A 20,470-nucleotide genomic window follows, 5' to 3' on the forward strand; every position below is an offset into this window, starting at 1 on the left:
GCGCTTGTTGGAACCTCGATTGCGCAAACCGTGAAGCTACTTAGGCATTGTTACGGATGGCGAGCTAAGTCCTGTTCGTATCACTTGCTCTTCTAGATCGCTGCTAAGCATCGGGAGAAGCAAAGATGGACCACTGCTCGTTTCGCGGAGCGTACGGCCCTGTCCTGTGCACGCTCAGCCGTCGTCATTTCGTTATGGGCAGCTCGGCAGCAATTGCGGGTTTGCTGGTAGGCTGTGGGGGAGAGTCATCCTCCTCGCAGTCATCATCAAACTCATCCGGTTTAACGCTAAACACCAATATCGTCACGCAAAGTGGCCCGCCCGTCGTCAGGCCCTCACCGCAATGGAACGGTGTTGCAGGTAGCGGTTTCGCGAATGTTCCGACCGATCCGCAGCGAACGACGGCGAAGCCTGCCTGTCGCCTGCTCGTGCCGCCGCGCCAACGCTTCAGCGAAACTCTTCTGGTCGGTGTAATCGCAATGGCCAACAACGGTGGCACCATGTTCGAAGCCTTCGGCCTCGAAAAGGTAATCGTGCATTATGAGGGCGGGAGAGTGGAATTGACCGAACCCACAGTTGAGGCATTTCGTGATGCCAATGGGCGTGAGGTCAAATATGCCGGGTGGTGGGCCAAGCTCGGACAATCCGACGCCAAAGGCGAAGGCCACTTATATTTCGAAGCAGTTCCCCGCGATCGGGCAATGCAGCGTCGGGTAATTGGCCCGTTCAGTTTCTTTCCGTCGACAAGCGAATATGATCTGGAGTTGGAAGTTGCTCCCACACAGGCCGCCATTGCGGGGCGGCGTTTTCAAACCTGCAAAGATGCAGTGCAGTACGCCTATGCCAGCGGGGCGCAGCATCCGCGCATTTTGGTGAGCGAAAGCGCTGAATATGCCTTGGACTATTGGCTCAACTCGGTCTGGATCAATGGCTGGCTAACTGTTGAAGCAGCAGCTGGAGTGCAGGCGCGTTTTGTACAGCATGGCACGCCCACCGAGGCCGATACGCCACGAATGTCAGCAGGAATTCGTACCCGCTTTCGCGGCGAGGGCATCGTGATCGATTTTCGTGCGACAGCCGAACTCGATGCCGGTGCAAATGTCGATTACTGGTTCGACGGATGTCAGATAACCAATTCTGCTGGGCCTGACAGCCTATGGCGGAAAATGCCGCGCCGATTGCTTGCCTTTACGGTAAGAGGGCAACCTTGGCACACGGAAAGCCGCATATCCAATATCTTCAATCCGCTCGACAAGGTTGCTTTGGCCCGGGGCGTACAAGTTTCTGACACCAGAGAGGATTTCGCACAGGGAGCGGCCTGTCTTGTCGGTTGCACCAGCCTGCGTCACCTGAATGATAGCCTTCGCACGTACCTGCCCGCGATTAGAATACGCTATGCGGGAACGGCCTCTGTTGCGACAATAGAAAGCCTGTCGCCGGGGAAGACCTTTGTTTTCAAGGAGGACGGGCAAACGGTCGGAATAATGCCACTTACAAACACTGCAGAAGCCTATGCGCTCTCGCCTGAAAACAGCCCGTCCGGAACCTATCATGTTTCCAATCTGGCCGCTTGGATCAATGCTTCATTGCCCGGATGGAGTGCCGAACTGCACGACGATTCTCGCTTTGGAGCATCCTTGTCACTTCTCGATGGCCGTTCAGCACAAATTGCGCCCACCGCGATTGGTTCGGATGGATTGCAGCTCTTCACGCACTTCGACATTCATGGCGACTTTTACCAGCGCCCCAACGACGCCGAGATGGAAAACGTAGTCTTTTATGGAAATTCTGCCGTTGGCGGTAGCTACGCCACGCTATTCATGGGGTCAGCGCGATCCGGCTATCTTCGTGATGCGTTCTTTGTGAACAACGCTTGGCATCACGATCCCGCCAGCCCGTTCCATGAAGGTGGAAGGATGGACACTTTTAGTGGTAATGCGAGTCATGTAGTCATCGTGCACAACAGCGTCGTCGGGCAAGGTATTCGGATCCCGGACCCGGCTCAATCGACCATCGGTACGCATAATCTCCTCGCCGCCAACGTAGCCAAGCATATGCAGCTTGGTGGCGCGCCTGTCCCGCAGGTTGAAATAAGCGACAATCATTTGGAAGGCGGTGCCAGCGCACCGCAGGGCGCAAACGGGACGCAAATTGGCGGCACAACACTCACGCTCTTCGCGGATGCCCAGAATGGTGATTTTCGCGCAAGAGGCGAATTGTTGAACACGCAGGCAAAGTCTCGACTCCCGTTTGACCTCGCAGGAGCAATAAGACCGCAGATGTCGCCGCGCGGCGCTTGCTTGTGAGGTGTGTAGGTCAATCCCTCTTCACAGCTCTGTCATCACGCGCCAATAGGGAGGGATGATGACCAAGACATTCGCGCTCTCGCTCGCCGCCGCTTCGCTGGCGCTGTCCGCTCCCGCACAGGCTTGGGGGCCGACCGGCCACCGCATTACTTCTGAAATTGCCGAGGCCAATATTTCGGGCCGCACGCGGGCGGAAATCCGCCGCATTCTGGGGCATGAAAGCCTAGCCGAAGCGGGCACCTGGCCGGACGAGCAGCGCAGCAATCCGCTCGATTTCTGGCAGCAGGAAGCAGGGCCGTATCACTATGTGACCTTGCCCGAAGACCGCACGATCGAGCAGTTGGAACATCCGCCCGAAGGCGATGCGGCCACCGCGCTCGAACGATTCTCCGCCGTGCTGCGCGATCCCGGTGCCTCGCAGGAAGACAAGGCGCTGGCGCTGCGCTTTATCGTCCATATCGTGTCCGATCTGCATATGCCGCTCCATGTGGGCAATGGCAGCGATCGCGGCGGGAATGACTTTATCGTCGACTGGTTCGACGAGGTGACGAACCTGCATTGGGTGTGGGACGAAGGTATGCTGCTCCGCCAGCAGCTCTCCTACAGCGAGTACACCGCGCGGCTGCAAACCCGCATCGGGCCGGAGGAAACTTTGCTGTGGTGGGACGCCAATCCTGACACATGGATGGCCGAAAGCGCGGCTTTGCGTGACCGAATTTACCCCGCCACAAGCGACGAATTCGGTTTCGGCACAGCGGAATCGCCCAGCGTTCTGCGCTACCGCTATCAGTGGGAATGGGTCGGCACGGCAGAGGAACGGCTGGCGCAATCGGGCATCCGTCTGGCCGCCTATCTTGACCAGGTGTTCGCTGATCAGGCCTGACAGGGGGCGACACCTCTGCTAGCGGCATCGCAAACCCCGACAACACAAAGGAACATATGTGGCCACTTCCATCGACGATATTGACGGCATTCTCGACCAGCTCGAAGCGATTTCGGACCGGTCACGCAGCAATCTTGTCGATGCACTGGCGGCGTATAAAGCGGATGGTACTGCGCCCAGCCCATCGGCGCGCAAGGAAGGGTGCTTCGCCTATCCGCAATTGACGCTGCGGTTCCACAGTGCCGGGCCGATTGCCCACCCGGCACGTTCCTATGCCCGCCTCAACCAGGAGGGCACCTATTGCAGCTCTATCGCGGAGCCGGGCCTGTTTCGCCCCTATCTGAAAGAGCAGCTGACCCATCTGGTGCGCGACTATCCGGTCGATCTGGCAGTCAGCCGTTCAAGCGACGAGATTCCCTATCAGTATGTGCTTGATGGCACGGGCAAGGATGTGGAAGGCGTCAGCAGCGCCGAACTGACTCGGCATTTCCCCGCCTCCGATCTCGTCAAGATTGGCGATGAAGTGGTTGACGGCACGTGGATGGGCGATGGCGGTGGACACCGCCCGCTCGCTTTGTTTGATGCTTTGCGCACCGATTTCAGTCTCGCGCGCCTGCGGCATTATTCGGGCACGCCTGCGCAGCATTTCCAGAAATATGTGCTGTTCACCAACTATATCCGATATGTCGAGGAATTCATTGACGTATCGCTGGCGGCACTGGCCGATCCGGACAGCCCTTACACCCATTTCTCCGGCCCCGGCGCGGTGATTGAAAAGGGCGATCTGGATGGCGCGCGCGAGAAGGTGTCCGAGGGCACATGGCGCAAGCACCAGATGCCCGCCTATCACCTAGTCGGGCCGGACAATTCGGGGATCACGCTGGTGAATATCGGCGTCGGCCCGTCCAACGCGAAAACGATTTGTGACCATATCGCGGTGCTGCGGCCGCAAGTGTGGTTGATGATCGGCCATTGCGGTGGGCTGCGTCCCAGCCAGACGATTGGCGATTATGTGCTCGCCCACGCTTATCTGCGAGACGACCATGTGCTCGACACGGAAATTCCGCCGGAGATTCCGATCCCGCCGATTGCCGAGGTGCAGACGGCGATGTTCGAGGCTGCGCTCAAGATTACCGGCGATGGCGAAGAGGCGCTGAAGCGGCGGCTGCGCACCGGCACGGTGGTCACAACCGATGATCGCAACTGGGAACTGCACTACACCCGCTCGGCGCTGCGCTTCAACCAGAGCCGGGCGGTGGCGATTGACATGGAGAGCGCCACGGTCGCCGCGCAAGGCTATCGCTTCCGCGTGCCTTACGGAACGCTGCTATGCGTCAGCGACAAGCCGTTGCATGGTGAGATCAAGCTGCCGGGGCAGGCCAATGCCTTCTACGAACGCTCGATCAGCCAGCATTTGCGCATCGGTATCGAAACGCTCGCGCTGTTGAGCCAGGAAGGCGACAGCTTCCACAGCCGCAAGCTGCGCAGCTTTGACGAGCCGCCGCTGCGATAGCGATCAGTCGACCGGCGCAATCCCGCGCACGCGGCCGCACACCGGCACGCTGAGATCACCGCGCGCGACATAGGCTTCCAGCCCGTCAATATCGAAACCGGTATTGGCGATGGTGCTGGCCTGCGTGAACAGGGTGAAACCGTCCCCGCCGCCGGCAAGAAAGTTGTTGGTGGCGAGGCGATAGGTGGCGGCAGGATCGATCGGCTCACCATTTAGCATGAGGTCGACCACATTCTGGCCGAGCGGCCGGGTCAGATCGACGCGGTAGGCAAGGCTGGCCGAGGGGACGATGATGGAATCGCACACGCCGATGGCGCCGTTCTCGGCGCAGAATTGCTGTTCCAGCACTGCGCTGATCTCCGCGCCGGTCATCTCCAGCACCAGCACGCTATTGCCGAACGGGGCCATCGCGGCCAGCTCGCCAAAGGTCAGCACGCCGTCCGCCGCGCCGGAAAGATCGGTGCGCACGCCGCCCGAATTGACCAGCGCCAGATCGACCGGCGCGTCCATCGCCGCGCTCGCTTGCGCCTGATAAGCATCAGCGATCAACCCGTCGGCGGGGCGATCCCCGCAATCCTCTCCGCGCTCGCCGCTGTCGGTGATGCTGCCGACAGCGCGGTTGGCGACAGGGCCTGCAGCCTCGGCATAACGCGCGACATGGGCGGCGACGCCAGCGTCCTCTCCCGCGCTGCCATCGACGGGCACGTTGCGCGCTTCCAGCGCAGTCACACGGTTCGCAGCGGGATCAATCATCATGGTGATATCGGTTACGAAGCCGCCATACCGCCCGCCCGATGTCAGCAGCACTTCGCTCCCCTGACTGGTGGCGACATTGCAGACATAGGCCTGATGCGTGTGGCCGGAGACTACCACCGAAATCGCCGGATCGAGCGCTTCGATAATCGGCACGATGGGGCCGCTTAGGCCGGGGCAGCCTTCGATATTGAAGCGCGGATCAACATCGCCGCCTTCGTGGATCAGCAGCACGACCGTGTCTGCCCCGTCGGCCAGCAGCGCGCGGGCGGCGGCATTGGCGGTGCTTGCCTCGTCGAGGAAGGCGTAGCCTTCCGTCGCCTGCGCCGCGACAAGGCTGGGCGTTCCTTCCAGCGTCATGCCGACAAAGCCGATCACCACGTCGCCAAAGCGGCGCAGCTCGGTGCCGGGGAAGAGCGTGGTGGTGTTTTCGTCCACCACATTGGCCGCAAGATAGCGGAATCCCGCCCCCATGAATGGTTCAACCGCGCAAGGCTCGCGCCGCGTGTGCTGTTCGCAGCCGCCATTCTGGATGCGTCGCAATTCGGCAATGCCGCGATCGAATTCGTGATTGCCCACCGCCGCGATATCGAGCCCCATTGTTGAGAGCGCGCTGATCGAGGGTTCGTCGAGGAAGAGCGAGGAGACGAGCGGGCTCGCGCCGATCAGATCGCCTGCCGCAACGGTGACGGTGTTTTCGCGGCGCAGCAGCTGCAATGTTGCGGCGAGGGCGCTTGCGCCGCCCAGTCGGGCGCTCTGCTCCGTCCCGTTGTCGAGATAGCGCGTCGGGCTTTGCGGGGTTTCCAGATTGCCGTGGAAATCATTGATGGCGAGTATCTGCACCTCCACCATTGACGGTGCGTTTTCGGTCCGCGGTGCGGGCGTGGTGGCGCAGGCGGCGAGCGAGACGCTGGCGAGCGCGGCGAAGAGGACGGTACGGGTCATGCCGTGCAGTCTTACCCGCGATGATGACAAAAGAAAGGCGGCGGCGCTCTTTCGAACGCCGCCGCCTGATCTTTCCGGTTATCCGGGAGCCCGATTAGAACTCGTAACGGACACCAACCTGGATGCGCCAGATCGAAGCCGAGAGGCCGATGAATTCCTCATCGTTCGGGTTGAAGTTGCGCAGGATGTAACGGCCCTGCGAATCAACACCGCCCGCATCGATCAGTTCGACAGTCTGCTGGAACCCGCCGCGACGCGCCGAAATGTTGGCGCCATCGTCGATGAAGTTCAGGAAGTTGTCGAAATCGAAGAAGGCTTCGATGCGATCATCAACCAGACCGGTCAGCGAACCTAGGAACGGCAGTTCCTGGCTGAAACGCAGATCCATGTCGTACGACCAGTCATTGCGGCAGGTGTTGCGTTCAATGGTCTGGCCCAGTTCGAAATCGCACTGCTCGCCAACTTCGCTGGTGCCGAGGTAGTTCAGCAGCGCCGTAACGGCCGCCATATCCGAATTCGGCGCGAGGTTGGGATCGGTAATGCCCGTCGGGATGTAGAGCAGCGCATTGTCGTTACCCGACGCGCTGTCGTTGAACACACCGCCATTGTTGAAGGTGAGGCTGTACGGACGGCCTGCACGTGCGTTGAAGAAGATCCCAATGCCCGTGTCGTACCCGTCGAAGAACTCCTCACGCAGCGACAGCGCAACGGTGATGTTGTGACGGCTTTCGTAGTTGCTGGTCGAAACAGCCGGGTTCTGGCGGTCGAAGGCTGCGGTCACGTCATAAGACGAGGTCGCGGTCGACGAACCGTTGTTCCGGTTGTTCTGCGCGTCAGTGTAGGCATAGCCGACATTGAAGCGCACGCTGCCGCCATCGGTGATCAGACCGCCGTCAAACGTCTTCGACAGGATCGCCGAGAACGAGTGGCTTTCATAGGACGGGCCGTTGGTCAGCTGGATTTCGTCATCGCGGCCAATGCGGTTGAAGCAGGCCGTGGTGACGTTGTTCCACACCGGCGGAGTGCCGCCAGCATAGACCAGATTGGCGTTACAACCCACAGCGTCCGAGTCGGTCGGGTCAATCGCCTGATAGATCGGGCGACCGTCAACGGTGAAGCCGTTCAGGCCACGACCAACGTGCGGCGTCTGCGACAGGTCAACGAAGTTCAGCGTGTCGACATAGCGGCTATAGATGTAGTCAAGGTTCAGACGCCAATCGCTGAAGAACCCGCCTTCGGTGCCGAAATCGGTCGCGAGACCAAGGTTGGCGCGCCACACGCTCGGAATGTTGAACTCCGGATCGGTCGACTGGGTGTCGGCAAGGCCGCGCGCAGCCTGGTCCGAACCCGCGTCCGTGACGCAATCCGGGAAGCCGGTGAACTGGCCGTTCACGACGACATCCGTCGGCCTCACAGCGCAATCCAGCGAGGTGCCAAGACCGGTCGAGAAACCGTTGTTCGAGAAGGCGTTGGAGAAATACACCACCGGATCGCCGCCAGCGAAGCGACCGACGCCGCCCGTGATGCTGGTGCCCGAGAAGAACCCGTCATTGTCGAATTCGTAGGTTGCCGAAAGACGCGGGAGGAACAGCGGATCGAGATCGCTGAACGAAAACGCGTTGGAGAAACCATAGCGATTGATGAATTCGGGGTTTTCGCGCGGTGCATCGCCATCATAGAACTGGTAGCGCAGGCCGGCGAGCAGCGTCAGCTGGTCGGTCGCCTGGAATTCGTCCTGGATGTAGAGCGAATAGATGCGACGGTTGAAGGTCGCAGCTGCTTCGTTGATGTCACCGGTGGGTGTGGCGTTGATGTCCGCCCCCGCAGCAGCGCCCGAACCGATCTGGCCGGCATTCGGGAACAGCGTGGTTCCGTTGGACAGAATGCCTTCGCGGAAATCGGCGAGGTTGCGGAAGTAAAGCGTACCGGTCGCGTTCACAGCGAACAGGTTGTACACTTCCAGATCGTTGACTTCGGCGCCGAACTTGATCGTGTGACGATCAAGATCGAGGTTCGCCTGCGCGCGGATCTGGTCGATATTGGTTTCCAGCGCGTTGGCCGAACGGAAAATGCCGGGGCCGGTCGAGAGGATACCGGCGCGGTCATCGGCGTTGCCGAGGATGCCGTCATTACCGGGGCCGGTCACGCCGACAGCCAGACGCACAATCGGGCTTTCCGACTGGGCTTCACCGCCGCCGACCGGGCCCTGCACGTCCGACACGTCGGCACGGCTCAGGCGGATTTCGGTCGAAAGCACATCGCTCCACTGCGAATACAGGCGCAGCGCGTAGTAATCCGAAACCGTGCCTTCATCTTCGAACGAGTTGAAACCGGTCAGGTTGTCGCCACCGAAATCGCTTTCGACATTGGTTTCTTCCAGACGCTGGTAGGTCGCTTCAACGCGGTGGTCGTCATTGATGTAGGCATCGAGACGGCCGAAATAACGCACCGAGCTTTGCGGCAGGTTGCGCGGATATCCGCCGGTTTCCTGACCGTAAACGCCCGAAGCAATTTCCGAGAACTCGTCAAACTGGTCTTGCGTGGCGAAGGTCGCTTCGTTGGGGAAGTTGCCGCCGGCAGGGCCGAAATCATTGGCGCTGCCCAGATCGGTTTCTTCATAACCGGCGAAGAAGAACAGGCGATCGGGGATGATCGGCCCGCCCAGCGTCGCGCCCCAGCGCTTTTCCTGGAACGGATCGACCGAGAAGTCGTCGCCATTCAGCGTATCGCCGCGCAGCGCCGAATCGCGGTAGGAGAAGAAGGCCGAGCCGGAGAAGCGGTTCGTGCCCGACTTGGTCACCACGTTCACCAAACAGCCGGTGAAGTCCGAATATTCAACGTCGAACGGGGCGAATTCCACCGAGGTTTCACGGATCGTGTCGAACGGCAGCGGCAACGCGTTACGGGCAGCGAACGGCGTGCCGTTCAGGCCGAACACGTCGGCCTGGATGGTGCCGTCAACGGTGAAGGTGTTGCCGCGATCATTGCCGCCGAGGCAGGAGATACGGTCAACTTCGTTGTCGCGGTCAAGGCTGACGCGCGGGTCGATGCGGATGATGTCGCGCACGTCGCGCGTGATCGACGGGAAGTCTTCCAGCACCTGCTGGCCGAAGGCCGTGCCCGGGCCAACAGCGAGCTGCTGCGCACCGGCACGCGCGCCGGTCACGACGATCACGTTGGTGTTGCCGGCAACCGCAGCCGAGGTCAGCTGGAAGCTGTAGCTGGTGTTACCCGAAATGTTGATGAACTGGTTTTCCACCGTCTGGCCTTCGAAGCCGGGGGCAGTCACAGTGACGGTGTAGGGGCCGCCGGAAACCAGGTTGGTGAAGCGGAACGCGCCGCTATTGTCGGCCGTCGCGGTGCGGCTGGCATCGGTACGGGTGTCGGTCACGGTGACAGTGGCACCGGGCAGGGTGTTGCCGTCCACATCGGTGACGGTGCCCTGGATACCCGAGGTAATCTGCTGCGCATGGGCAACAGCAGGCAGGACAGCCACACCAGCAATGCTGGCGACGCTGGCCGCAAGGAGATACTTGATTTTCATGTCCCTGGTTTCCTTCGTGGACGTGAGTTGAGAGAAGTGAACGAGTCGCAGTTCCGCGCGGAAGGAATCGTCCTTGCGGAGCTCCCCCGCGCCTGTAGGCGCTTTTCGGGACAGTTTTGTTGCAAGTAAATGTCTCGCGGACACATTGCTGACATAAATTGAGCATGAACCGCTCATGAAGAGCCGGTTTTCCGGAGCCTGTTGCTGCAACGCAACATGACTCGCGAATTTCTTCGTGGTGCGCTCAGGCGAGGCCGATTTCGCGCAACCGCTGTTGCAGGAATTCGTGCGCGGAAATCGGTTCGGGCGGCGTGTCGCCTGCGGCCACGCATTGCGGCAGCGGCTCGATCATGAAATCGGGCCGGAAATGCAGGAAGAAGGGCATGGAATAGCGCGAATGCCGCGCCCGCTCGCCTGCGGGATTGACCACGCGGTGGGTGGTCGAACGCAAGCGGCTATTGGTCAGCCGGTCGAGCATATCGCCGACATTCACCGCCAGCGCGCCCTTGGGCGGGGACACCGGCACCCATTCGCCCTGCGTGTTGAGCAGTTCTAGCCCGGCTTCTTCCGCGCCCAATAGCAGCGTGATGGTGTTGATATCGCCATGCGCCGCCGCGCGCACCGCGCCCGCGGGGGCATCATCGCCAAGCGGCGGATAATGCAGCAGGCGCATCACCGAATTGCCGTCTTCCACCGTGCTGGCGAACCAGTCTTCCGGCAGATTCAGGTGCAGCGCGATAGCGCGCAGGATGCGGTCGCCCGCAATCTCGAATTCGCGGTAGAGTGCTTCGAACGTCTCGCGGAAACCGTCGATCTCGGCGGGCCACAGATTGGGGGCCATCACATCGGCCAGCGCGTGACCTGCGGGCAAGCTGCGGCCCACGTGCCAGAATTCCTTCAGATCGTGAACCAGCGCATCCTTGGCGATTTCTTTGCCGAACGGCGTGTATCCGCGCGCGCCGCCGCCGCCTGCGACGATGTAGGAACGCTTCACCTCCTCGGGCAGCGCGAAGAAGGCCTTCGCCATCGCCTCCGCGCGGTCGATCAAGTCCTGCGGGATGCCATGATCGCGCACGATGGCAAAGCCGAATTCGGCGAAACTGCGGCCCAGTTCGTCAGAGATTTCGGGCAGCGGGCGGGCGAGGGAAATTGATGCAAGTTCGGACATAAAGCGCCTCTTAAACCGGCAGAATGAGTCCCGCCAGAGCCGCGCTCATCAAATTGGCCAGTGACCCTGCTGCCAGCGCGCGCAGGCCCAGCTTGGCAATCACGGGCCGCTGGTTGGGAGCGAGGCCACCGGTCACCGCCATCTGTATCGCAATCGAGCTGAAATTGGCAAAGCCGCACAGCGCAAAGGTGACAATCGCGGCGGTGCGGGGAGAGAACGTGCCTTGCTCCAGCGCGCCCAGTTCGATGAAGGCGACAAATTCGTTGAGCACGATCTTGGTGCCAAACAGCCCGCCCGCGATGTCAGCCTCTGCCCACGGCACGCCGATCAGGAACATCACCGGCTGGAACACATAGCCAAGCATTTGCTGGAAGGTCAGGTCAGGATAGCCGACCCAGCCGCCAACGCCGCCCAGAATGCCGTTCGCCAGTGCCACCAGCGCCACAAACACCATCACCATCGCGCCGACCGCCACCGCCAGCTTCACGCCAGTCTGCGTGCCTTGCGCGGCGGCTTCGATCACATTGGCGGGCTTATGCCCTTCCTCGAAAGTCTCGGCCATCTGCACTTCATGCGCCTTGCCGCCCTCGGTGATCGCGGCGGGGCCTTCGGCGCTGATGCGCGCATCGGGGAGCTTGATGTCCGCCATTCCCGCCGCATCGCGGGCAAGGTCGCTCTCGTCATCGGGCATGATGATCTTCGCCATCAGGATCCCGCCCGGCGCCGACATGAAGGCGGCCGCCAGCAGGATCGGCACCGCTTCGTCGCCGATAAAGCTGGCATAGGCGGCAAGAATAGTGCCCGCGACACCCGCCATGCCCACGGTCATCAACGTGAAAAGGCGGCTAGGCGACAGGCTGGCGAGATAGGGGCGGACGACCAGCGGGCTTTCCGACTGGCCGACAAAGATATTCGCCGCGCTGCCCAGCGCTTCCACCTGACTGATCCCGGTAATCCAGCCAATCGCGCCGCCCACCCAGCGCACCAGCCGCTGCATCACGCCCCAGTGATACAGGATCGAGACGATAGCGGCGAAGAACACGATCACCGGCAGCGCGGCGATAACGAAGGTGTTGGTGAAGGGGTTGGCGTCCATCGGGCCGAACACCGATTCGATCCCGACCTTGGAATAATCGAGCAGCGCGATGACGCCATTGGACAGGAATTGGATCGCGCTCTGCCCCCACGGCACATACAGCACCAGCACCGCCATCGCCGCCTGCAAGGCAAAGGCCGCGCCGACCACGCGGGGCTTGATCCGCTTCTTCCCCGTCGACAGCAGGAAAGCGATCAGCAGGATGACAACAATCCCGGCGAGCGACATCAATTGCGGGGGCACGGCAACTCCTGAACAGGTGGATGACGCGGTGTCTTGCCTATTGTGTGACGGCAATCAACGCTTTTGCCGATTCTATTCCCAGCCCTGCGCGCGGTGAGGCTTGCCAATATCGGTGATTCTTTCCTAGCCATCGCCCATGACAGACACCGCCCCTCCGGCTCCGGCCGCACCGATCACCCGCTCCATGTTCGTGTTGACCCTGCTTTACGGTGGGATGACGGTGATTGCGGGCGTGCTCGCCTTCAAGCAATTCGCCATCGGGCCGCTGAAAGTCGAGGCCGGTATTCTGGCCTTCCTGATGCTGGTGGTGATTTCCAGCGCGATTGCGCAAATCCACGGCAAGGCGGCGGCAGACCGGCTGGTGCTCTGGGGCTTCCTTCCGCTGGCTTTCTCCATCGTGCTGATCGGCATCGTGCTGGCGCTCCCCGCCTCGCCCGATATGCCCGCCGAAAACCTCGCCGCGTTCGAGCGGGTGCATGGTCAAACGCCGCGCATCATGGCGGCAGGGCCGGTGGCTTATGGCGTATCGCTGTTGCTCAATGTGTGGATTTTCAACAAATTGCGCGGGACGGGCGACGGCGGCGGGATCTGGCTGATGGCGCGCGGCGCGATTGCTTCGGCGATCAGTCAGGCGATTGATACGGTGATCTTCATCACGCTGGCTTTCTACGGCGAGTTCCCGATTGGCGAGCTGCTGGTGGGCCAGGCCATCGCCAAGATTGCGCTGTCCTTCGTGCTGGTGCCGTTCCTGATTGCGGGCGCGGTGGCGCTGGCCAAGCGGCTCGACCAGCGATGAGCGAGGACGCGCTTGTCGCCGCCGCCAAGGCCGCACGGATGCGGGCGCATGCGCCCTATTCGCAGTTCTATGTCGGCGCGGCGGCGGAGAGCACCAGCGGCGAAATCGCGGTTGGCGCGAATATGGAAAACGCCTGTTACCGGCTGGGCGTATGCGCCGAGCAATCCGCGCTCACAGCAGCGCAGCAGGCCTTCGGGCTGGAGAATGTCGCGCGGATCGCGATTGTCGGCGGACACCGGACGGACACGGCGGGCGGCAATGGCGCGATCACTCCGTGCGGCGGGTGCCGTCAAGCGATTGCCGAGGCGGCGGGCAGGGCGAAGGCCGATATCGCTGTGATCTGCTGCGACGCGGCAGGCGAGGCGCGCGAACACTACACCATCGCAGAGCTGCTCCCCGCCAGCTTCTCGCTCGATCCAGACGCTGCGGGCGGATGAGCCTGCGCTTCGCAATCGAGGGGCGCACTGCCCATTTGCTGATCGACCGGGTGGATAAGCGCAACGCCTTCACTCGCGCCATGTGGGAAGCAGTGCCGGAATTGCTGCAAGAGATCGCGGCTACGGAAGGCGTTCGCGCGCTAGTACTGCGCTCGGCAACGCCGGGAGGTGTGTTCTGCGCCGGCGCGGATATTGCCGGAATGGCGGAGAATGCGGCGGATGCCGACTGGTGTGCTGGCCAGCAGGCGGCGATCAATGCCGCGCAACTGGCGCTCGCTCGCTTTGCGCTGCCGACCATCGCCTTTGTCGAAGGCGATGCGATTGGCGGCGGCTGCGCGCTCGCCATGGCCTGCGATATCCGGGTCGCCACGCCGCAAGCGCGCTTCGGCATCACGCCTTCGCGCTTGGGGCTCGCCTATCCGCTGCACGATGTGAAGCTGCTGGTCGATCTGGTCGGGCCGGGGCAGGCGAAGCGGCTGCTGTTCACCGGCGCGCTGATCGATGCAGCAGAGGCTTTGCGAATCGGGCTGGTGGAAGTGCTGGAGGATGATTGCGCGGCGCTGCTCGACGCGGTTCTCGCCGGGAGCCCGCAATCGATCAGGGTGCTCAAGGGCTTCGTGGCTCGGGTGCAGGGCGGGCAGGGGGAGGACGATGCCGACTCGCTCGCCAGCTTTGCCGCCATGTTTCGCGGACCCGATTTCACCGAAGGCACTGCTGCTTTCAGACAGAAGCGCAAGCCCGACTTCCAAGGGTAGCGGCGTAAAGGCGCACCTAGCCCAAAGCCCAAGTTTCGCGGATGCTGTGCAAGATTGTAGAAAAATCCTTCTATTGCGGGCACCGTTTGCGATATAGGGCGTTCCGGTGCCTCATGGTGTTGTTATTCTCGCCGTGGTTGGACAGAAAAAAGAAGGGGTTTGGATCACATGAAAATCCGTTTGCAGTATCTTTCGCTTGTCGCGGGCGTCAGCCTGCTTGCCGCGTGCGGGGGCTCTGACGCTCCGGCTCCGGCCAATGAAGGCGATGCGCCCGCAGCCGATGGCGCTGCCGGTGCCGCTGATGCCTCGGCTGCTGCCGCACCCGAAGCGCCGGCTGCTGACGATGTTGCCACTGTCGATGGCAGCGTGTTTGCCGATTTTACCGGCGATGCTGCGAATGGCGAAACCATTTTTGCGCAGTGCTCGGCCTGCCACGTTGTGGAACCCGGCGTGAACCGCACGGGCCCGTCGCTTGCCGGCATCGTTGGCCGCGCGGCCGGTTCGGTCGAAGGCTACAACTACACGCCGGCCAATGCCAACAGCGGCATCACTTGGACGGCCGAGAAGATGTTCCAGTATCTGGAAAATCCGGCCCGCGTCGTGCCCGGCACGAAGATGGCCTTCGCCGGCCTGCCCAACCCGCAGGACCGTGCGGACGTGATCGCTTACCTCGCCTCGACCGGCCAGTAAGCTCCGGCTTAAGCCAAACAAAAGGGGCGCGAACCAACAGGTTCGCGCCCCTTTTTGTGTCTGGCGATGGGGTCAGGCGGCGATCTGGCCGCGCGCCAGTTCGCATTGCGACCAGATGTCGCTCAGCGCGTGGATCAGACGGTCGATATCGCCATCATTATGCACCGGCGAAGGCGTCAGCCGCAGCCGTTCGGTGCCCACCGGCACGGTCGGATAATTGATCGGCTGCACATAGATGCCGTGATTGTCCATCAGCCAGTCGCTGATCATCTTGCACTTGCGCGCATCGCCCACCATCACCGGAATGATGTGGCTGGGATTGGGCAGGTGCGGAATGCCCAGCATATCGAGCTTGCGGCGCACGGTTTCCACCCGGTCGCGCTGCTTCTCGCGCTCGACTTCGCTCGCCTTGAGATGCTTGATGCTGGCGCAGGCGCCTGCAGCGACTGCCGGGGGCAGGGCAGTCGAGAAGATAAAGCCGCTGGCGAAAGTGCGCACGAAATCAACGAGATCAGCAGAAGCGGCGATATAGCCGCCCATCACCCCGAACGCCTTGCCCAAAGTGCCTTCGATCACGGTGATGCGATCCATCAGCCCTTCGCGTTCGGCGATGCCGCCGCCGCGCGGGCCGTACAGGCCGACCGCATGGACTTCGTCGATATAGCTCATGGCGCCATGCTTTTCGCACACGTCGAGAATCTCGGCGATGGGGGCGATGTCCCCGTCCATCGAGTAGACACTTTCAAACGCCACCAGCTTGGGCACATCGGGCCCGTAGGCGGACAGGTGCCGGTCAAGATCGGCCGGATCATTGTGTTTCCAGATCTTGTATTCGGCGCGGCTGTGGCGGATGCCCTCGATCATGCTCGCATGGTTGAGCGCGTCCGAAAACACGACGCAGCCGGGGATCTTGCCTGCCAGCGTGCCGAGGCCCGCCCAATTGGAAACATAACCGCTGGTGAACAGCAGCGCGGCTTCCTTGCCGTGCAGATCGGCGAGTTCCGCCTCCAGCAGCACGTGGTTGTGATTGGTGCCCGAGATATTGCGCGTGCCGCCCGCGCCGGCGCCGCATTTGTCGAGCGCCTCGTGCATCGCTTCCAGCACCACCGGATGCTGGCCCATGCCGAGATAGTCATTGGAGCACCACACGGTGACTTCCTGCGTGCCGTCATTCACATAGCGGGTAGCGTGGGGAAAGGCCCCGCGCTTGCGCTCGATATCGGTGAAGACGCGGTAGCGCCCTTCTTCCCGCACGGCCTGCAACTGGCTGGCGAAAAAGCCGTCAAAATCCATGACTATAATTCCCCTTTGGTAATCGTGTGGTGCGCCGCCTTTCCGGATGCGCGGCGCGGCAGGGCCCAGCCCCACAAAACACCGTCGCGGAAGGGCAGGGCGAGAAACAGATGTTCGAGCGTGCCGAGCGCGGCGAAGGCGAACAGCAGGCTTGCGCCCACCGCCTCCGCGCTGCCCGCCGGTGCAGCGATCGCCAGCGTGCCCAGCCAGAAGCTGAGCGATGCGGCAGCGGCAATCGCGCCGATCAGCGGCCAGCTGAACCGCTGCGGGCCGTAATAGCTCTTCAGATAGGCCAGATGCGGCGGCAGGATATCGGTCGCCGAATTGGGCACGCCGTGGAAGATGTTGAGCTTGGTCGACAGCCGCATTGTATACAGCATGGCAAAGGTCATCGCGGCGATCTGGTTGGGGGCGTTCCATGTCAGCGAGATCAGCAGGACGGCGGTGACCGCCAGCGTGATTTCGTGGTGCACCAGCGTCTCGCTCGCCTGCCGGAAGCGTTCCCAGCCGCTCACGTGCGGGTCGCAGGCGACACGCCGTGGGCCGGAGACCGCGCCGGTGAGGAAGCCGATCTCGTGCCAAGTCCACACCATCAGCGCGCCGCCAAACGCGGCATAGGCCGCCCACACGCTGACTGAGCCCATGCTGAGGAATACGATGCACAGACCCAGCAGCCCAGCGGCCCCGCCCCAGGCGAGGCTGCGCGGGAACGTGTTTTCGCCGCGATTATCCAGCCACGCCACAAGCCCTGTGGCGATGAACCAGATCGCAATGGTCGCCAGAACCGGCAGAATGTGGCCGCTCCAGCTTACCATGCCGGGCGCAGCATGACCGGCTGGTCGACCGTATTGGGCTTGGTGCGGTGGAAGTACATCCGTGCGAAATGCCATCCCGCGCGCGCCATTCCATTGATCTGGGTCAAATATCCGCCGACACCGCCTTTTTCCTTGCCCGCCTGGATCGTGTCATTGGCACGGCGCAGTGCTTCCATCTGCGTGCGGAAGGCCGGGCTGTCGATGTCCAGCTCCACCGGGAAGACCTGGCGGCAAATCTGGTTGCAGATGTTGAAGACCTTGTAGTCATACTCGGTCGGATCGATGCCCAGCGCGGCGTGGAACACCGGCCGGTCGTGATCGCGCACATACATGGTGGCATAGACCGAGAGCAGGAAGAAGCGGATCCACAGCTTGTTGTGGCCTTTCAGCAGCTTGGGATCGGCGTGCATCAGCAGCGCGAAAGCCTCGCCATGACGGAACTCGTCATTGCACCATTCCTCGAACCAGCTGAAGATCGGGTGGATCTGCTTGTCGGGGTTGGCGGCGAGATGGCGGAAAATCGTGATATAGCGCGAATAGCCGATCTTTTCCGACAGATAGACCGCGTACCAGATGAATTTCGGCTTGAAGAAAGTGTATTTCTTCGTCCGCGTCAGGAAGCCCAGATCAATCCCGATCCCGGCATCCTTCAGGCTTTCATTGATGAAACCGGCATGGCGGCTTTCATCGCGGGCGAGCAGTTTGAACAGCTGCTTGACGTCCGGATTCTTCGTCCGCTTGGCGATTTCGGCGTAGAGCACGCAGCCCGAGAATTCGGCAGTGAGCGAGCTGACGAGGAAGTCGATAAACTCGGCGCGCAGTTCGGGTTCCAGCCGGGCGATGGCGCCTTTGAAGCTGTCATCCTTCTTGAAGTGCTGCTTGTTCGGGTCGCCCACCATTTCCGCGATCAGCGCATCCCATTCGCGGCGCACCAGCGATACGTCGATCGCGTCGAGCGCGGCGAAATCGGTGGTGTAGAAGCGCGGGGATAGCACGGTCTCGTGCGTGGCCATCGCCATGGTGTCGTCACTGGTAATTGGTGTGTGGGCGTTCATCGCACCCTCCCCGGGTTGAAGCTGACTTCGTACAGCTCTTTGAGATCGAAATAGGCGGAAAGGCGCGTCCATGCGCGGCCAAGCGGCGTGGCGCGGGTGACGGTGGCCATGCGGTCGAACACGGCGGTTTCGCCGAACGCGATCTGGATCGGAGCGCCGTGCACCCGCACGCTATCACCGGGCTCGATGGCGACATCGCCCGCCAGTTCTACATGGGCGTGAAAGTGGTTCGCACTCTGCTCCACGCTGATGCGGCAAGGCAGATCGAAACTGCGGGCGTTCATGATGCATCCCCTTGGTCGAGCATTTCGAGGAAGACGGTGCGGTTGTCGGGGCCGAATGCGCCCAGTTCGATACTGCGGCTGGTCGCTGTATCGACAAGCGAGAGCGAGCCGTCTTCCCAAAGGGTGAGTGCAAAGGGCGGTTCGGCACCGACGGAATGCATTCGCCGTTCGCGCGCCATGCCGCGCATCACGCCGCGCACGAAGCCGCCGCTTTGCGTTTCCATATCGATCACGGCCACCGTTTCCCCATTGTCCGCATCGCTGACAAGCACGGTGCCATCCGCTTGGTCGGTGAAGCGCAGGCTGCGTTCGACTACCGCGCCGACATTGGCTTCTGCCCGCGTTACCTCGGGCACGGCGAGCCGGTCGACAAAGCCCAATGAGGATGCCGTGGCTAGGCCGAGGCAAGCGAGCACCAGTGCCATGGCGCTGGCCAGCGCGGGGCCGGGGACGGTGTTTTCGTGATCGTGCGTATGGCTCATGCTGCGGCCTCCTCCAGCCCGCCGCGTGTAACCTTGTCCGTCGAAGCATCCGCTGCGCCGCGCGCATTGGGTGCGACGGCAAAGCAGGCATCGCGGAGCAGTGCGGCGACGTTTTGCGCATCGGGCACAGCGCGCAGCATCGGTTGTGCCGGGCTGATCCGCCACGGCCGCGCGTGCGGCCAGAGCATCGCATAGCCAAGCCCGTGACGCCCCACGAGCTCCAGCGCGATATCGCCCGTCTCGCCCTGCTGCGATCGCAAATGGGCAGAGCCGATCATCTTCAAGGGCAGATTGACGCAGGCGTTCAATGCCACACCGATGCGCAGGACGATGCGGCGGTTGGTGATGGTGTAGACCGTCGTGCGCGCCACCAGCACGGCAAAGCCTGCCAGCAGGCCAAGTGTGCCCAGCCCGCCGACCACGCTTGCAATCGTACCGCCGACCGATCCGCTCGCCAGGCTCACCAGAGCAAGCGCGGCGAAATAGAGCGCGATCCAGCGCGAATAGAGCGCGCTGCGCAGGAAGATCCGCCAGTCCGGCGCGCCCTGCCAGAGGATACGCTCGCCTTGCGGCAGCTCCCCCGGCAGGCCGCGCACCGGCTCGTGCTCATATTCCATCATATCAGCGGCTCCTGCCGGCATTCCTTCGCGTAAAGGTAGCCGCCGCCGAAGTAACCGATGACCCGCTCTTCTTCGAGGCGGGTGATTTCGGTCGCCGATGCGAGCGCAGGCACCCCGGCATAATCCGCCGCATTGATCGCATCGATTTCGACATAGCCGCGCTTCACCACCGCCATGGCCATCGGTGCGAGCACGGTCTTCTCGCCGATATCGACTTCGAGATAGCGCACGATGTGTTCAGAGCGGTCAACCCACAGGTCGCGCACCTTGCCCGCCACCTTCTTGTCTGCGCCGATCACGTCGAGCCCGCGCGGATCGATGTTGAGCAGGAAGTGGGCGACACCAAAGTCGGCATCGCTCGACATCGGCACGATGCGCGTCGTGCCGTGCGCGGTCATGTCCGGATAGTCCTGACGCTGGGCGTAGCTGGCAGGGCCAACGCCGTCAGCCAGCGGATTGCCGGTGGGGAAGTAGGGCGCACCGGCGAAGTTTTCGCGGCGCCGTGCGGCGATTTCCACCGGCTCGCGCCCTTCGCGGCGGCTGCGCGGATAGGACACGGTGCCCTTTCCGAAAGGCAGTTTGAAGGTCTTGGGCGCAGCCGTGCTAAGCGGGCCACCATACTGCCCGACATGGCCGGTTACCGCATCTTCCAGCGGATAGCCTTCGCGCCGGTCTTCGCGCCGCAGCCAGAAGACGAGCGCCAGAAAGAACAGGAAGAATAGCGAAAGTGCTATCTCCGCAAGGTCTATCGACCCAACAATATTACCGTCAGCCATCGCTTGTTCCTTTCAC

18 protein-coding genes are annotated in these 20,470 nt (G+C 62.1%); 7 read left to right on the forward strand and 11 right to left on the reverse strand.

Annotation, left to right across the window (positions count from 1 at the left end):
• The first annotated feature begins 125 nt into the window (after window positions 1-125).
• From GC121_RS08435 to GC121_RS08445, 3 genes are read left to right on the forward strand one after another with little or no spacing between them, the layout of a single operon-like run.
• Window positions 126-2,306 (forward strand): hypothetical protein, encoded by a 2,181-nt coding sequence (locus tag GC121_RS08435; protein WP_151973857.1) that lies wholly within the window; start codon window positions 126-128, stop codon window positions 2,304-2,306.
• A 58-nt stretch (window positions 2,307-2,364) separates the two neighbouring features.
• A complete protein-coding gene (locus tag GC121_RS08440; RefSeq protein ID WP_151973858.1) occupies window positions 2,365-3,189 on the forward strand; it encodes a S1/P1 nuclease in 825 nt (274 codons plus the stop codon).
• 58 nt (window positions 3,190-3,247) lie between these two features.
• Entirely contained in the window at window positions 3,248-4,702 is a 1,455-nt protein-coding gene (locus tag GC121_RS08445) for an AMP nucleosidase (protein ID WP_151973859.1), read from the forward strand.
• Between the two features lie 3 nt (window positions 4,703-4,705).
• On the opposite strand, the gene GC121_RS08450 is transcribed toward GC121_RS08445, so the two are convergent.
• The 4 genes from GC121_RS08450 to GC121_RS08465 form a co-directional block, all read right to left on the reverse strand.
• Window positions 4,706-6,400, reverse strand: coding sequence for a bifunctional UDP-sugar hydrolase/5'-nucleotidase (locus tag GC121_RS08450; RefSeq protein ID WP_151973860.1), 1,695 nt, complete (start codon window positions 6,398-6,400; stop codon window positions 4,706-4,708).
• 94 nt (window positions 6,401-6,494) lie between these two features.
• Window positions 6,495-9,944 carry a TonB-dependent receptor domain-containing protein gene (locus GC121_RS08455; protein WP_151973861.1) on the reverse strand — a complete coding sequence of 1,150 codons (3,450 nt, stop codon included), beginning with the start codon at window positions 9,942-9,944 and terminating at the stop codon, window positions 6,495-6,497.
• A gap of 244 nt (window positions 9,945-10,188) precedes the next feature.
• The gene (locus GC121_RS08460) at window positions 10,189-11,112 is read right to left on the reverse strand and encodes an isopenicillin N synthase family oxygenase (protein ID WP_151973862.1); all 924 of its coding nucleotides are present in this window, start codon (window positions 11,110-11,112) and stop codon (window positions 10,189-10,191) included.
• Between the two features lie 10 nt (window positions 11,113-11,122).
• Window positions 11,123-12,436, reverse strand: a complete 1,314-nt coding sequence (locus tag GC121_RS08465) for a NupC/NupG family nucleoside CNT transporter (RefSeq protein ID WP_151975668.1) — start codon at window positions 12,434-12,436, stop codon at window positions 11,123-11,125.
• A gap of 151 nt (window positions 12,437-12,587) precedes the next feature.
• On the opposite strand from GC121_RS08465, the gene GC121_RS08470 reads away from it, so the two are divergent.
• The 4 genes from GC121_RS08470 to GC121_RS08485 all read left to right on the forward strand — a co-directional run bounded on the left by GC121_RS08470 (window position 12,588) and on the right by GC121_RS08485 (window position 15,129).
• The gene (locus GC121_RS08470) at window positions 12,588-13,247 is read left to right on the forward strand and encodes a queuosine precursor transporter (RefSeq protein ID WP_151973863.1); all 660 of its coding nucleotides are present in this window, start codon (window positions 12,588-12,590) and stop codon (window positions 13,245-13,247) included.
• Entirely contained in the window at window positions 13,244-13,684 is a 441-nt protein-coding gene (locus GC121_RS08475; protein ID WP_151973864.1) for a cytidine deaminase, read from the forward strand. The genes GC121_RS08470 and GC121_RS08475 overlap by 4 nt, the downstream gene beginning before the upstream one ends.
• Window positions 13,681-14,439, forward strand: coding sequence for an enoyl-CoA hydratase/isomerase family protein (locus tag GC121_RS08480; RefSeq protein ID WP_151973865.1), 759 nt, complete (start codon window positions 13,681-13,683; stop codon window positions 14,437-14,439). The genes GC121_RS08475 and GC121_RS08480 overlap by 4 nt, the downstream gene beginning before the upstream one ends.
• A 168-nt stretch (window positions 14,440-14,607) precedes the next feature.
• Window positions 14,608-15,129, forward strand: a complete 522-nt coding sequence (locus tag GC121_RS08485; RefSeq protein WP_151973866.1) for a cytochrome c family protein — start codon at window positions 14,608-14,610, stop codon at window positions 15,127-15,129.
• Window positions 15,130-15,201: 72 nt separating this feature from the next.
• Here GC121_RS08485 and hemA read toward each other — a convergent pair whose 3' ends face one another.
• Genes hemA through puhA form a run of 7 tightly spaced genes read right to left on the reverse strand, consistent with a single transcriptional unit; the run spans window position 15,202 to window position 20,454 of the window.
• The gene (hemA, locus tag GC121_RS08490; protein ID WP_151973867.1) at window positions 15,202-16,422 is read right to left on the reverse strand and encodes a 5-aminolevulinate synthase; all 1,221 of its coding nucleotides are present in this window, start codon (window positions 16,420-16,422) and stop codon (window positions 15,202-15,204) included.
• Between the two features lie 2 nt (window positions 16,423-16,424).
• Window positions 16,425-17,237, reverse strand: a complete 813-nt coding sequence (puhE, locus tag GC121_RS08495; protein ID WP_151973868.1) for a putative photosynthetic complex assembly protein PuhE — start codon at window positions 17,235-17,237, stop codon at window positions 16,425-16,427.
• Window positions 17,231-18,292 (reverse strand): magnesium-protoporphyrin IX monomethyl ester (oxidative) cyclase, encoded by a 1,062-nt coding sequence (acsF, locus tag GC121_RS08500; protein ID WP_151973869.1) that lies wholly within the window; start codon window positions 18,290-18,292, stop codon window positions 17,231-17,233. Before acsF ends, puhE begins: the two co-directional genes overlap by 7 nt.
• Entirely contained in the window at window positions 18,289-18,576 is a 288-nt protein-coding gene (locus GC121_RS08505; protein WP_151973870.1) for a hypothetical protein, read from the reverse strand. Before GC121_RS08505 ends, acsF begins: the two co-directional genes overlap by 4 nt.
• Complete coding sequence (gene puhC / locus GC121_RS08510; RefSeq protein ID WP_151973871.1) at window positions 18,573-19,058, reverse strand: photosynthetic complex assembly protein PuhC; 486 nt, start codon at window positions 19,056-19,058, stop codon at window positions 18,573-18,575. The genes GC121_RS08505 and puhC overlap by 4 nt, the downstream gene beginning before the upstream one ends.
• Entirely contained in the window at window positions 19,055-19,678 is a 624-nt protein-coding gene (gene puhB, locus GC121_RS08515; protein ID WP_151973872.1) for a photosynthetic complex putative assembly protein PuhB, read from the reverse strand. The genes puhC and puhB overlap by 4 nt, the downstream gene beginning before the upstream one ends.
• A complete protein-coding gene (puhA, locus tag GC121_RS08520) occupies window positions 19,675-20,454 on the reverse strand; it encodes a photosynthetic reaction center subunit H (protein ID WP_151973873.1) in 780 nt (259 codons plus the stop codon). Before puhA ends, puhB begins: the two co-directional genes overlap by 4 nt.
• Between the last annotated feature and the right edge of the window lie 16 nt (window positions 20,455-20,470).

The organism is Erythrobacter sp. EC-HK427 (genome assembly GCF_902498745.1).
GTDB lineage: Bacteria > Pseudomonadota > Alphaproteobacteria > Sphingomonadales > Sphingomonadaceae > Alteraurantiacibacter.